Source organism: Mesorhizobium sp. CA14 (genome assembly GCF_020165195.1).
GTDB lineage: Bacteria > Pseudomonadota > Alphaproteobacteria > Rhizobiales > Rhizobiaceae > Mesorhizobium.
Window position 1 is genome coordinate 38822 of record NZ_JAIUHR010000021.1, and the last position, 13947, is coordinate 52768.

The 13947-nt window shown below is 61.4% G+C and carries 7 protein-coding genes and 1 pseudogene; 6 read left to right on the forward strand and 2 right to left on the reverse strand.

The genetic code is table 11. The annotated features are described in order from the left end of the window. Window positions 1-91: 91 nt before the first annotated feature. Window positions 92-2953 carry a glycosyltransferase gene (locus LB565_RS20510; RefSeq protein ID WP_224587145.1) on the reverse strand — a complete coding sequence of 954 codons (2862 nt, stop codon included), beginning with the start codon at window positions 2951-2953 and terminating at the stop codon, window positions 92-94. A 371-nt stretch (window positions 2954-3324) separates the two neighbouring features. Here LB565_RS20510 and LB565_RS20515 point away from each other — a divergent pair, with 371 nt between their 5' ends. The 5 genes and pseudogenes from LB565_RS20515 to LB565_RS20535 all read left to right on the forward strand — a co-directional run bounded on the left by LB565_RS20515 (window position 3325) and on the right by LB565_RS20535 (window position 12467). Next, the gene (locus tag LB565_RS20515; protein ID WP_224587147.1) at window positions 3325-6624 is read left to right on the forward strand and encodes an ATP-binding protein; all 3300 of its coding nucleotides are present in this window, start codon (window positions 3325-3327) and stop codon (window positions 6622-6624) included. A 19-nt stretch (window positions 6625-6643) separates the two neighbouring features. After that, window positions 6644-7324 (forward strand): redoxin domain-containing protein, encoded by a 681-nt coding sequence (locus LB565_RS20520; protein ID WP_224587149.1) that lies wholly within the window; start codon window positions 6644-6646, stop codon window positions 7322-7324. Between the two features lie 494 nt (window positions 7325-7818). Continuing rightward, window positions 7819-8683: pseudogene (locus tag LB565_RS20525) on the forward strand (MFS transporter); the annotation flags it as partial. A gap of 64 nt (window positions 8684-8747) precedes the next feature. Next, the gene (locus LB565_RS20530) at window positions 8748-9356 is read left to right on the forward strand and encodes a class I SAM-dependent methyltransferase (protein ID WP_318012181.1); all 609 of its coding nucleotides are present in this window, start codon (window positions 8748-8750) and stop codon (window positions 9354-9356) included. A 327-nt stretch (window positions 9357-9683) separates the two neighbouring features. Beyond that, window positions 9684-12467 carry an EAL domain-containing protein gene (locus LB565_RS20535; RefSeq protein ID WP_224587150.1) on the forward strand — a complete coding sequence of 928 codons (2784 nt, stop codon included), beginning with the start codon at window positions 9684-9686 and terminating at the stop codon, window positions 12465-12467. Window positions 12468-12733: 266 nt separating this feature from the next. Here LB565_RS20535 and LB565_RS20540 read toward each other — a convergent pair whose 3' ends face one another. Beyond that, window positions 12734-13039, reverse strand: a complete 306-nt coding sequence (locus LB565_RS20540) for a hypothetical protein (protein ID WP_224587152.1) — start codon at window positions 13037-13039, stop codon at window positions 12734-12736. Between the two features lie 348 nt (window positions 13040-13387). Between LB565_RS20540 and LB565_RS20545 the strand changes: the two genes are divergently transcribed. Beyond that, a complete protein-coding gene (locus LB565_RS20545; protein ID WP_224587155.1) occupies window positions 13388-13801 on the forward strand; it encodes an AraC family transcriptional regulator in 414 nt (137 codons plus the stop codon). Window positions 13802-13947 lie beyond the last annotated feature (146 nt).

The window sequence follows — 13947 nt, forward strand, 5'->3', positions numbered from 1 at the left end:
AATTCCGGACGAAAAACCGCTCACACTGTTCGTGGCATTGCTCTAGGGCGCATAAACCGGAAGCGAGGGGCCCGTCGGTGGGCCGGCCGCTTCATCCGAGCACGGCCTCGATAATGGCGACAAAGCTATCGAGCGAGCGATCCCCACGAATCTCGATGCGCGGAAGGTCGATGGGATCGCAATCGAGGTCGGCCGGCCCGTGTCTACCGCCGAAGCCGGCTTGATAGCCGCACTCCCTGGCCAGCCGGCCAAGCCGTCGGTCGGTAACAGAGTAGGGTGCCGCGAACGTCGCGATTGGCCGACCGGTCCATCGTTCGACGAACATGCGAGAGCGAAGGAGCTCGGCGGCCAGCTCGGAAGTCGACAGACCATCGATCGCGCGATGCGTCGCCAGATGGCTTCCGAAGAATGCACCTTCGCCGGCGAGGCGTCGCACCGTCCCGGCGTCCATAAGCGGCGTCGGCGGACCACTGACGGCGTCCCATAGTGCGCTTTCACCCACCAGGTCCGTCACCAGGAACACTTCCGCGGTCAGGTCGTTCGCGCGCAAGATCGGCCATGCCTGGTCGGCAAAGTTCTGGAAACCATCATCAAATGTGATGAGCACCGGGCGGCCAACGAAAGGCTGACGGTTGGCGATGAACCGTTCCAGTTGCTCGGAATTGATCGCGTGAAAGCCATTGGCGCGCAGCCATGCCATCTGGCTGGCGAATGCGGCGGGCATGCACCGAAAACGGGCGAGCGTGGCCGGACCGTCGTCGGCGACGCTGTGATACATGAGGACAGGGATGCGCTGCCGCCGCTCGCTGCGTGCGACGTCGCGGCGCAAGGCCCGCGCCCCGCCCCAGACGATATTTCGCGCGACTCCTATTCCGACGGGCGCGCGGATTGGCGCATGTTCGATCATTGGTTCCGTCGCCACGTCGCTTGGCGACAGACGGCGGAAACGGTCTATGCGATAGAGCTCGGTCTCAATCGATTGCTCGAGGACGAGGCCTTCCGTCCCTGCGAGCGTCTCCGAGATCGCTTGCGCACCGAAGGTGTTCCAGTCGAAGCCGGTCCTCTGAGGATTGTCACGCAGCACGAAGGCGTGTGCGGTGATCAAGCTGCCGCCAGGCGCCAACGCCTCAACGACTTTTTTGGCGAAGCGTTGCAACTCGGCGAGATCATCCAGGTAGTAGAGCACTTCCGAACAGAAGATCAGATTCATTTCATCCGGCAGCGTATCCGCCATGAAATCCAATACGCCGAACTCGATATTAGGCTGATCGCCGCACCGCGCGCGCGCGCGCTCGATAGCTATGGCGGAGATGTCAGTTGCGGTCAGATGGTTCACTCGCGGCGCCAACTGCCGCGTGAAGTGGCCCTCCGCGCAAGCCAGCTCAAGCGCCCGTCCGATGGGACCGGCAGGCAGAATTTCGAGCTGACGCTCATATTTTTCCTGCTCATAGGGCGAACCGTAGTTCCAGGGATCCTCGGTCGCGAAATAGCGATTCCAGAACGACGTGCGATCATCGTCTTGCCCATCCTTGGCCCGTGCGCGCCGCGACGCTGGAGGAGGCTCCCTAACTTCGGCGCTCGACCGAATCAGCTCCCGCGCCTGCGCGGCCAATTGCGCGAGTTTGCCGAAGTGGCTGTCCCGAACAGGCCGGCGTACAGGCCGCTCAGCGGGCACGAAATTGAGCGCCAATTCGAACCAATGACGTCTTGTCACGGTCCCGAGTGCGCCGAACTGGACGCGCGCCGCGATCTGGCCTTCCATCATCAGGAAGGCATAAATTTGATCGATTCCTTCCGGGAGTTCGGTCGAGATCGGATTCCGAGCGTCGACGCGAAGTCCGAGTGTCAGCCCCAGTTTGCGCGGCACGGCAAGGTCGTCGGCGTCGAGAAGCATTTGCTCAAGGTGATACTGGACGCGGCGACCCGCTCCGGGATCGCCGTAGAGCTTGCCGAGTTCGGTGGTCAACTTGGTGATGGCCCCGCCGAATCTATTCCACCTGGCTGCCATTTGCGCCGGCACCGACAGGCTTCCCTCCATAAGGCCATCGAGGACCACTTCGGCGATCTCACGCGCCCGCTTGCGTCCTGCCGGGAGCGCGCGAAGGGACCGCGGGTTGACCGAGAGCGAGCCTCGACTGCAATCCGACGCAGCGTTCCACAACGCAAACCACGCGAGTGCTTCGGCAGCGGTGCCGCCGTTGACCTCGATCGCCCCACTGGCATGAGCCGATGCGGGGTGTTTGATGCGCGGATCAGGAGAAAAGCCGCGGGCGATAACGATTTCCGCATCTGCCAGCATCTGCGTCGAATTGCGAGAGAGCGCGTTCAGGCTGATCCGATAATAAGCGAGCGGCTCGTCGACCATCACCCAATTTTTGCCGAGACGTGCGAGGCGCTGCCATAGATCCCAGACCTCGCAGGTGCGCAGCGACGCATCGAAACCGCCCAACTTAACGATAGTCTCCCGGTCTACGAGCAGCGCGTGCGTGCGGATGGCACATCGGCGGGCGAATGTTTCGAAGGGCTGGACAGCAACCTCCGGCGAGATGCTCGCCGGGGTGAGCGCGCCGTCGGGCATCACGCGCCGGGAACCGCAATAGGCGGCCACCGCATCGGGAGCGGTTTTCAGCGCGGCCAGCATTTTCGCAAGGAAGCTGGCGTCCACCCAATCGTCCGCGTCCAGAAACATGAGCCATTGGCCGCGCGCTGTCGAAATCCCGCTGTTGCGTGCGCGGGCGGGGCTCTTGGCGGAAGAGGTCAACGTCCGAAACCGGGCATCGCGCTCTACATATGCGGCGATGATCGCGGGAGTGCGGTCCGTGGAGGCGTCGTCGACGATGGTCGCTTCCCAATCGGCCATTTCCTGTTCGAGCAGGCTATCGAGCGCGCGCGGCAGCGTCGCCTCCGCATTGTGCGCAGGTACCACGATTGAAACCAGGGGTTTATGTGCCACGCCGTCTTCCCCGCCTGTTTGGAAGGGAGAACAAGGGTCCCGAAAAAAAATAGCCGGCGATTACCTGGTTCATCGAGCTTTTGGTTTGTTCGGCAAGAGTCGGCGACTGTCTAAAACGGAATAACGGCATCGGATGGCAGCACCGCTATGTCAAGCTCGAGGTAGATTGGAGGCAGGCAAAAGAGACTTGAGGACAGGCTTTTGGCAAGCGCTCATGCCGACCGCCCAGTGCCCGCAATCGATGCGCCGCGGCGAGACAAATTGCGCAGCCGCTTGCTGGCCGGCCGCGATCGGTCCATCCTTGTGAGCACCCTGGCCGTGAGGCGCGTAGCGAGATCACGCCGTCACGGCCGCAAGTGAGGCCTTGTTCCATGAACTGCCTGGGCTGCGGTTTCGAGGTTGAGCGCGGTTTCGCCTTCTGTCCGAAGTGTGGCAAGCGCCAGCCCGTGCCATGCGCCAGTTGTGGCTACCTTTGCGCACCTGATTTCGAGTTCTGTCCAAAATGTGGGGCCAGCGTTCGTGCGTCCGCAAAGGCCGTCGAGCGTCCCGCAACGACAGCAAGCCGGACCATTGTGCCGCCTTCTCGAACTCCGTCGCTGCTTGCGAACATTGAAAGCGAAGATGGTCTGCATCCCCCCTCTGACGCCGATCGCCGAACGGTGACGGTTCTGTTCGCGGACCTTTGCGGCTTCACGACGCTCAGCGAGCAGCTCGACCCAGAGGTCATGCAAGTGCTGCAGAACGACTTGTTCAAGGAATTGACGGCGGCCGTGCGAAACTTTGGTGGTTTCGTCGACAAATTCATTGGCGACGCGCTGCTCGCCTTGTTCGGGGCGCCGGTCGCGCATGAGGACGATCCGGAGCGTGCGCTTCGCGCCGCTCTCGACATGATCGCCCGGACGGCGCGGCTCAGCGAAAGCACCTCCCACTCCGGCTCGCCTCTGCTGCTCCACGTCGGCATAAATACCGGGCCGGTCGTTACTGGAGGATTGGGCATCGGCACCGCCAAATCCTATTCGGTAACTGGCGACACGGTGAATACGGCGCAACGCCTGCAATCGCTGGCCGCACCGGGTGAGGTGCTGGTCGGCGAGCTCACCCACCGGCTGACCCGGCATGCGTTCTCATATGAGTCGCTGGGCGATGTCGTGCTGCGCGGCAAGGCTGGCAGCGTGCTCGTCCATCGACTGGATGCACCGCTTGCGGCTCCGCGTGCAGCGCGTGGGCTCGAGGCGCTCGGCCTGAGCGCGCCGATAATAGGTCGCGGTGCGGAGCTCAATAGAATGCTGGCGAGCCTTGACCAGGCGTGCGGCGGCTCGGCTCAGCTTGTCCGCCTCGTGGGAGAAGCGGGTATCGGTAAATCGCGGTTGGTGAAGGAGTTCGTCGCCCGCGTCGGCGACGAGGATCGTTTTCGCAACGTGGCCGTGCGGCAGGCCACGTGCTCACCGCTGGGGGAACAATCATTTGGCGCCTTGGGCGCCGTGGTGCGCAGCGCTGCCGGGATGATGCAAAATGACAATGGGGAGGAAATGCGGGGCAAGCTTGCAGGCTTGCTCGCCGATCTTGGCCTGCAGGGCGAGGAGGCGAAGCGGCTGATGCCTTTGCTCTACCATGTCCTTGGCCTTGGGGACCCCGATGCCACGTTGCAGCACGTCGAGCCCGAGCAGTTGCGTCGGCAAATTCTCTACGCAGTCCGCACAATCATCGAACAGCGGCTTGCTTTATCGCCGCTGTTGATTGTCGTCGAAGACCTGCACTGGGCCGACGCCGCGTCGCTCGAGGCACTGCGTTTCGTGATGGACAGGTTGGAACGCACGCGGTTGATGTTGCTGGTCACGCATCGTCCGGCGCCGGACCACGACCAGCTCGACTCAACTCGGGTCAGCCACACAGCGCTCAGGCTTTCGCCGCTCAGCAGCGATGACGGACGCCGCCTGCTGGCGGCGCTTTTCGGCGAGAGCTGGGTAAGCTCCACAGGCAGCCTTGTCGCCCAGATCCTCGAGCGTGCGGGCGGCAACCCGCTTTTTGTCGAGGAGATCGTGCGCGGCCTCATCGATCGCGGTGTCTTGGTGCGCGAGGGCCAGCGATGGCGGACTGCGGCAGGCGAAATCGCAACCGGCATTCCTGCCACTATCCAGGCAATGTTGCTTGCCCGCGTCGACCGGTTACCCCCGGAGGTGCGGCGGTTAGCCCAGGAAGCGGCGGTAATCGGGCCGCGCTTCGATGCCACGCTCCTGAAAGCCGTGGCGGTCGACCCCGGCCGGCTGGAGGCCGGCTGCGAACTGCTTTGCGATGCGGAAATCATCGAGGAAGTTGCCGGATCGGGCTCGGTGTCGTCGCAAAGCTACCGCTTTACGCAAACATTGCTGCAGGACGTGATCTACCAGAACCTTCTCCTGCAACGCCGGACCGACATCCACGGGCGGGTCGGTGCTGCCCTGGAGAAACTGTGCGGCGACAAGCCGGAACGGCTCGAGGATTTGACCGCCCTCGGTCATCATTTCGCACAGAGCGCCGAGCGGGAGAGGGGCGCGCACTACTTGCAGGCGGCGGGCGATCGCGCTCGCATGATATACGCCAACGACGACGCCCTTCGTTTCTACGAGCGAGCACTGATTGCGTTGGGCGAGACAGGGCAAACACCGCTCAAACTGGCAATCGCAGAGCGCATTGCCGATTTGAGCGGCCCGTTAGGCCGCCGCGACCTCGCGCACCAGCACTACGAGACGGTGCTGCAGGCATATCGCACGTCGGCCGATCGAGTCGCTTCGGCGCGGGTTTTACGCAAGATCGGTCGGCTGCTCTGGGACGTCGGCAAGCGGGACAACGCGGAATCGTGCTACGCCGAAGCGGCAGCGCTGCTCGATGGAGCGGATGCCCCGGTCGAGCAGGCGCATCTCTGGCAAGAACGTGGCCGACAGGCGTTCCGCAGCGGAGACAACGCTCTCGCGGCAAAATGGGCGGACGCGGCGCTCGATTGCGTACGCACGCTGACAACCGAGCATGTGTCGGAGATAGGGCGTGATGCCACTCTGGTGACTGCCGAGGCGCTCAATACCAAGGCTGTTGCGTTGGCGCGCCTTGGACGAGACCGCGAAGCCGTTGGCCAAGTCGAGCGTAGCATCGAACTGGCCGAAGCTGCCGGTCTACTGGCCACGGCTTGCCGCGGCTACACCAATCTCGGCGTGCTTTACACGACCATCGACCCGACAAAGGCGATGGAGGTCTGTCGGCGCGGTCTTGATGTGGCGCGCCGTATTGGTGATTTGGGATACCAAGCGCGCCTGCTCGCCAATCTGGCGGTCGCCTGCTGTACCTTCACGGATCGCTGTCCGACGGAGGGCGTGCCCGCTGCCGAGAAGGCCATCGAGATCGACCGGGCACTCGACCAGCGCGAGCACCTGCCGGTGCCGTTGATCGTGCTTGGGCAGATCCACCAGTGCAACGGCCGTCCGGAACTGGCGATTGGCTTGTTCCATGAGGCGCTGGACGTAGCTCGTGAAACGGGCGAGCCGCAACTGCTGTTTCCGTGCTATGATGGCCTCGCGACGCTCAATCTCGACCTCGACAATCTGGCCGAGGCTGAACGCTACTTTTCCCTGGCGCAGGGAATTTGCGCCCAGCACGGGCTCGACCCGGAAGGGCTTGTGGTGCTGCCTTTTCTCGACTAGCCGGGACGGAGGTTGGAAAATGGCCGCGCAGAGTGACTTGGTACCACTTCAACCGGGCGACCGTGCGCCGAACGTGGTACTCGACGCCATAACCCAGGAAGGCAAGATCGCGCTCGACGATTTTCGCGGACAAAAACCGGTGCTGGTCGGCCTTTTCCGAGGTCTGCATTGCGCGTTCTGCCGGCGCCATATCGCCGCTCAGGCGCGGCTTGATCCGGAGCTGCGCGAAAAGGGTGTCGGGAGCCTGACGGTGGTCAACACGCCGATCGAGCGGGCGCGACTCTATTTCCGCTACCACCCGATGCCGAATCTGCTTGCGGCTTCCGACCCTGAACGCGCTTCGCATCGTGCCTTTGGACTGCCCAATCTCGAATTCACCCAAGACGAGACCAACTGGCCGTACAAGGTCTCGATGGCAGCGGCAAAGAATATGCGGGTCGACATACCAGGCGAGTTGCCCGGTCCCATGGATCCTTTTGCGGCCAGCGAATTCCTCGACAATAAGGACCACTACGAAGTGACCGAAGCCGACGAGCAGATGATGGCGACGGGACACGGACAACTGATCGGTCAGTTCCTACTGGACCGGCAGGGGATCGTCCGCTGGAGTTTCACGGAAGTTCCAGAGGGCGGGCGATACATGTTTGCGGCGCCAACCCCGCGGGAACTGATGTCGGCCGTGTCCCAAGTCGCCCAATAGACTTACGAACGAGGTAAACACGACACCGAACAAAAAGCGGCAATGCTTTCTGTCGTCTTTTGGACGTAGCCGAAGCTGTACTTTATGCGGTTGCGAGGCCACGCGGAACAACGCGGAAAGGCTTCTGATATCTGCCGCGAAAAAGTTAATTAAATCAACGTTTCTTGCACATCCTCCGGGCCCACCAAAATACCCATATATCATATCCAATGTCGCTACCATATCTCAAGCCGACCGCGCGGGGAACAAGGATGCCGATTGGCCCAGATGGGCGGGGAGCGGTAACCGGCTGGCTGAAACGATAGGATTGCGCAGGTACCCGCCCGAAAGCGTCCCTTGTTGACATGTGCCCTCCAGAGGGTGGGGAGCGACTTATGGCAAAGGACCGGGTGCTGGCGTTCAAGAGGGTCGACCGCGCCGGAAGGCCACCATCACTAACCCTTACGACCGCAGGTCATACTGCACGCCGTTGGCCAATCAAGAAGAGAAATATTATGCTGAGCGTCCTTGCCGACCGTACTTATCGGCATCTGTTCATGGCGCAGGTTATCGCGCTCATCGGCACCGGTCTCGCGACAGTGGCGCTTGGCCTTCTGGCGTTCGATCTCGCCGGCAAGGGTGCAGCGCCGTGCTTGGCACCGCGCTCGCCATCAAGATGATCGCCTAGTCGGCGTCTCGCCGGTAGCGGCCGCTTTCGCCGAGCGGCTGCCGAGGCGGACCATGCTGGTGGCGCTCGATCTTGTGCGCGCCGGCGTCGCGGTGTTCCTGCCCTTCGTCACCGAGATCTGGCAGGTCTACGTCCTGATCTTCATACTGCAGTCGGCCTCAGCCGGCTTCACGCCGACCTTCCAGGCCACAATCCCCGACGTTCTGCCGGACGAGAAGGATTACACGAACGCGCTTTCCCTCTCACGCCTGGCATATGATCTCGAAAGCGTTGCCAGTCCGATGCTGGCTGCGGCCCTGCTTTCGGTGATCAGCTTCCATAGCCTTTTCGCGGGCACGGTCATCGGCTTCCTGGCTTCCGCCGCGCTGGTGGTTTCGGTCGTGCTGCCGAGCCCGAAACCGTCGCAGCCGCGCGGCATCTACGATCGCACGACACGTGGTTTGCGCATCTATCTTGCGACGCCGCGCCTGCGAGGTTTGCTTGCCCTCAACCTCGCGGTGGGCGCGGCCGGCGCCATGGTGATCGTCAATACCGTCGTGCTGGTGCAGGGTCAGTTTGGTCTCTCGCAGCGCCAGACTGCGCTCGCGCTTGCTGCCTTTGGCGGCGGGTCCATGATCGCCGCAATTAGCCTCCCGCGACTGCTCGACAAAATTCCGGACCGCACGGCGATGCTGACAGGCGCGGCTATTCTGGGGCAGCTTTCGCCTCAAGCGATCCGATAGTGGGGCGCATGGCGCCAGCGAGAGAAACATCGGCATCGTCCTACATCGGGCGGCGGGCTATGACCTGCTGGCGCGCGTGCTGACATTCGGCCGCGAGGGCCCGTTTCGCGACCGTATGCCGAGGCTTGCCGATCTTCAGCCCGGCGAGGCGATGCTCGACGTAGCCTGCGGCACGGGCACGCTGGCCATCGCAGCAAAGCGGCTGGTCGGTCCGGCCGGCAGCGTCGCTGGCGTGGACGCGTCTGCCAAAATGATCGACCGGGCGCGCTCCAAAGCCGTTCGCGCCGGCCTGGAAATCGACTTCGTCAATGCGACCGCCCAGGAAATTCCCTTCCCGAACGAACATTTCGACTTCGTCGTCGGCACGCTGATGTTGCATCACCTGTCGAAGCCCGCTCGCTCGATCTTCTTCCGAGAGGCACGGCGTGTGTTAAAGCCTGGTGCTCGGCTGCTGCTAATCGATTTCGGCAGGCCGGCGCGCCAATCCCGGCTGCCACGGCTGCACCGGCACGGACACGTCGACATGGATGCGGTAGGGGTGCTTCTGACCGAAGCCGGATTCAAGATCGCCGAGAGCGGCGCCATCGGAACCATGAACCTGAATTTTGTACGCGCCACGGCCAGTGAAAGCCGGCCAGCCTGAGGAGAGCGGACGGTGGCACGGCTGGGCCGCATCGGCGGATTGCCCACCGCCGTTTTTCAGCGCATTTCTACCAGGGCCGATGCGATCGTCCCCCTGCGGCGCGTGAACTCGAAGGGTTGCAGCATCTCAAACTTGGCACAGCGATGCCATGACGTTCGACTTGCGATACTTAGGGTTCAAGGCCCATTTTTCCCTGTTCTAACAACCAGTCTAAGAACTTCTTCCAAGGTGGTTGTCACATAGATGCCGTTAGTCGTCCCTGCAGGCACCTGCTGACGATCTGGTGTCCGGCAGACGTTCACAGACAGTTAGTAGGTCTCGATTACCTTGCACCGGACTTTAGTTCGTTCTCGACCAGCTTTATTTATTCAGCAGGTCGAACCGGAGGAACTCTGTTTGGCCACGAAATCATCCAAGCGCACCGCCAAGGCTTCAGACCAGTCCGGGCTGGTCACACTGTCGAAGTTAGCCATCGCCTCCTACGAGAACCTGGAGAACGAGCTTCGCGCCACGAACGCGACGCTCGAAGCACAGTCACGACGCTTCGAGACGGTGATCGAAAGCATCTCGCAAGGCATCTGCTTTTTCGACGCCGATGAACGACTAATCCTGTGGAATCGCCGCTACGCGGAAATCTATCGCATCCCGCCCGAGAAACTGCATACGGGTGTGATGCTCAGCGAAATCGTCGAACTGAGGCTCGCCGCTGAAACGTCGCCGATGACCGACGAGGCCTATCTGGCGTTCGCTCGCTCGATCAATGTGAGCGGCGGTTCGAGAACCTGGACCGCCGAACTCAAGGACGGCCGCACGATACAGGTGTGCCATCAGCCGATGCCCGACGGCGGCTGGGTGGCGACGCACGAGGACATCACTGAACTCGCCGCCAGCCGACTGATCGCCAACGAACGCGTTTCGCTGCAGGCGCTGATCGACTGGGTTCCTGACTATCTGTGGGTTAAGGATACCGAAAGCCGCTTCGTCGTGGCTAACCGGGCACTTGCCGCCGACAGCGGCCGGCAAACAGGCGAAATGATTGGCCTGACCGATTTCGACCTGCATGCGCCTGAACTCGCCCGGCAGTTTCGCGCCTGCGAGCAGGACCTTTTGCGCAGCGGCGAGCCGATGGTTGACGAGGAAGAATTTATTGTCGATGCCCTGGGCACCGGCAAGTGGTTGTCGTCCACCAAGGTGCCGTTGCGCAACGCTCAGAACGAGATCTTCGGCCTAGTCGGCATTGCCCGCGACATCACCCAGCGCAAACAGGCGGATGACCTGCGAAACGGTCAGGCGCAGATCCTGGAAATGATTGCAGCAAGTGCTCCACTAGAGGATGTGCTCGATCGGCTCATGCGCCTCATAGAGTCCCAGTTGAATGGGATATTCGGCTCCGTGCTTTTGCTCGACAAGGATGGCAGCCACTTGCGGCATGGCGCGGCACCTAGCTTGGCAAAGGACTACACAAACGCCATCGACGGCGTCCAGATTGGGCCTCAGGTCGGGTCCTGCGGCACCGCCGCCTTTCGCCGCGAGCCGGTTGTCGTGACCGACGTGATGAGTGATCCGCTCTGGGAGGATTATCGGGGCATTGTGGAGCCGTATGGCTACCGCTCGTGCTGGTCGACGCCGATCTTGGCGCATACCGGTGCGGTGCTGGGCGTCTTTGCTATGTATTCGAAGACGGTGCGCGAGCCGGTCGAGGCCGAGATCAGCCTCATCAACTTCACCACCCGTATCGCCGGCATTGCCATCGAGCGCAAGCTTGCCGAAGACCGCATCCATTTCATGGCCAACCACGACACGCTGACCGGGCTCCCCAATCGCGCCTTGCTTGCGGACCGGCTTTCGCAGGCGATCCTTTATGCGCAGCGCTATCACCGCTGGGTGAGCGTGGTGTTCATCGATGTCGACAACTTCAAGCTCGTCAATGACACGCTCGGGCATAATGCCGGAGACGTTCTGCTGAAGACCATTGCCGGCCGGATGGTCGAATGCGTGCGCGCGACCGATACCGTCGTGCGGCTCGGCGGCGATGAATTCGTCGTCGTGCTTTTTGACCAGCTACCGGACGCCGACCTTGTCGCCGCGACCGTGCAGAAGATCCGTGCGGCGATCGCGGAGCCGGTTCAATTGGGCGAGCATCGTCTCAGGATGACGGCCAGCATGGGCGTGGCGAACTACCCCGCGGACGGGGCTGATGCCGACGCTCTGCTGGCCAATGCCGATGTAGCCATGTACCGCGCTAAAGAACTTGGCCGCGACAATTTCCAGATCTACGCGCCCGAATTCAACGCCAGCAGTCACGAAAAACTCCTGCTTCAGGAGGAACTGCGTAATGCACTGGCGCGCGCCGAATTCACGCTTCTTTACCAGCCGCAGGTCGATCTTCGGTCGGGCCATGTCTTCGCGGTCGAGGCTCTGATCCGCTGGCAGCATCCCACGCTGGGCCTGATCTCGCCGATGAAGTTCATCCCGATGGCCGAGGAGACGGGCCTGATCGTCCCGATCGGCGACTGGGTGTTGCACGAAGCCTGCCGGCAGAACAAGGCCTGGCAGGATAGCGGGCTGCCGCCAATGATGGTTTGCGTCAACGTCTCGGCAAGGCAGTTCAAGGAACCCAACTTGATCAGCCGGGTCGTCAACGCGCTCAAAGACAGCGGCCTTGAGCCGCGATATCTCGAGCTCGAAGTGACCGAAAGCCTGATCATGCAGAATGTCGAGATGGCAGTTGCGACGATGAACGAACTGCAAAACCTCGGCGTGCGGATCTCAATCGACGATTTCGGAACGGGTTATTCGAGCTTAAGCGCTCTCAAGACCTTTCCGGTGGCAAGGTTGAAAATCGACAAGTCGTTCATCAACGACCTGGCCACCGACAAGGACGACCAGGCCGTCGCCAGCGCCGTGATTTCACTCGGGCAAAAACTCAATCTGAGGGTGATTGCCGAGGGGGTCGAAACGGACGAGCAGATAGCGTTCCTGCGCAAGAACAACTGCGACGAGATGCAAGGGTATCATTTCAGCAAGCCGGTCTCCGCTCAGGACATCATGACATTGCTCAGTAGGAACCGAGGCGATCCCACTTCACCGGAACTGGATAGCCACTGCTAGAAGCGTATGCTGCGGCGTGTTGGTTTGCGGCATAGGTCGTCGCGGTCTTTGGCCTATGGACCGCGGAGCCTCCATGGAAAGATGTCCGCAGCCAGCGATTCTGAGGAAACACGCCGGAAGTTGCGCGGAGGAGTGAGGTAGGGTGCGTCCGCCGGTTTCAAGGACGTCGTCGTGCGCCTGAAACAGAAAGCGAAGTGAATCCCCATCCGCACTGGTCAGCGTTGGGACATCCAGCCAGCCTCAACGCCTGGTTCGGCGCCTACCAACTACTGGGCGCCGGGCGTCCATTCGGGCAGCGGCGCCAGGCTGCGGTTGAACTGCTTCCACCACATGGTCTCATCAATCTGGCAGCAGGCGCGAAGCATGGCGTGCGCCTTCTCGAAAGCCTGGGTAGCGAGATCGTCGAATGTCAGCTGCGCGTCGTATGGCACCGACACCACCAGTTCCTGACCGGTCTGTGTGCCGCCTTCATCGACCTGAAGATAAAGCCAGACGACGAAATGTGCGCCTTGGCCACTCGCGTCCGCATTGCCGATCTTGATGCGGTCGATGCCTGCTGCGGTGACTTTCATGCAGCGCCTCTTCATTCGGATTCGCGATGAACCCCCACAAGTCCGTTGCGATCAGGAAGGTTCCGTAACCATTGTCGTTATGGTGAAGAGCTGGTTAGGCCCCTTCGACCTTTCTTATGGACTTCACATGGATTGGTGAAAATCAGGGATTGGTGAAAAATCAGACCAACTGATTGCATCTGGGACATCCTTTGATTGCATTGGTCTGGCCGGCATCCAAACACGGGGCGGACGGCGTCTGGTGATTTTCGGCAGATCGAAATCCACCTCGGATCACGATTTTCTTGTCGAAGGAACCAATTGCACCCGCTGTGGTTGCTCAATCGCGGGTTGGGCATTGGAGGCGACTTGCGGCGCGACGACGACCTTCAGGAAACCCGGTCCGGGTTCCAGGCTGCCTGGCAGAACGTTCAAGGTGGGCTCTCAGCTCGCTGCGTGCGAAACCTGCGGTCCTTCTTGACGGAGAACTTTTCCCGCAAGCTCTCGGTAGCCGAGATGGCGGCGGTGTGCGGGCTCTCAACCTCTCACTTTGCACGCGCCTTCTCCAGAACGTTCGGGAAGTCACCCCATCAATACGTCCTCGACCTGAGGCTGGATCATGCCGAGAAACTGCTGAGCGACGGACGGCTGTCGATCGCCGATGTCGCACATCAGTGCGGCTTTGCCAGCCAAAGCCACCTCACCACGATGATGAAGAAGCATCGGGAAATGACCCCGATGCAGGCGCAAGCGGGAGCGTCTACTTTCAGGTCCCTAGCGTAGAGCGGACCTAGGCATATCGCCGGCTAAGTTACTGCTGACTTATTAAAGCGATATCTAAAATAACAAGGCGTTAACCGCTGCCAAGTCTTGTCGACTTTTTCGAATAACACAGCAGATTCTTGAAATACTTAAGTCTTCGAATCATG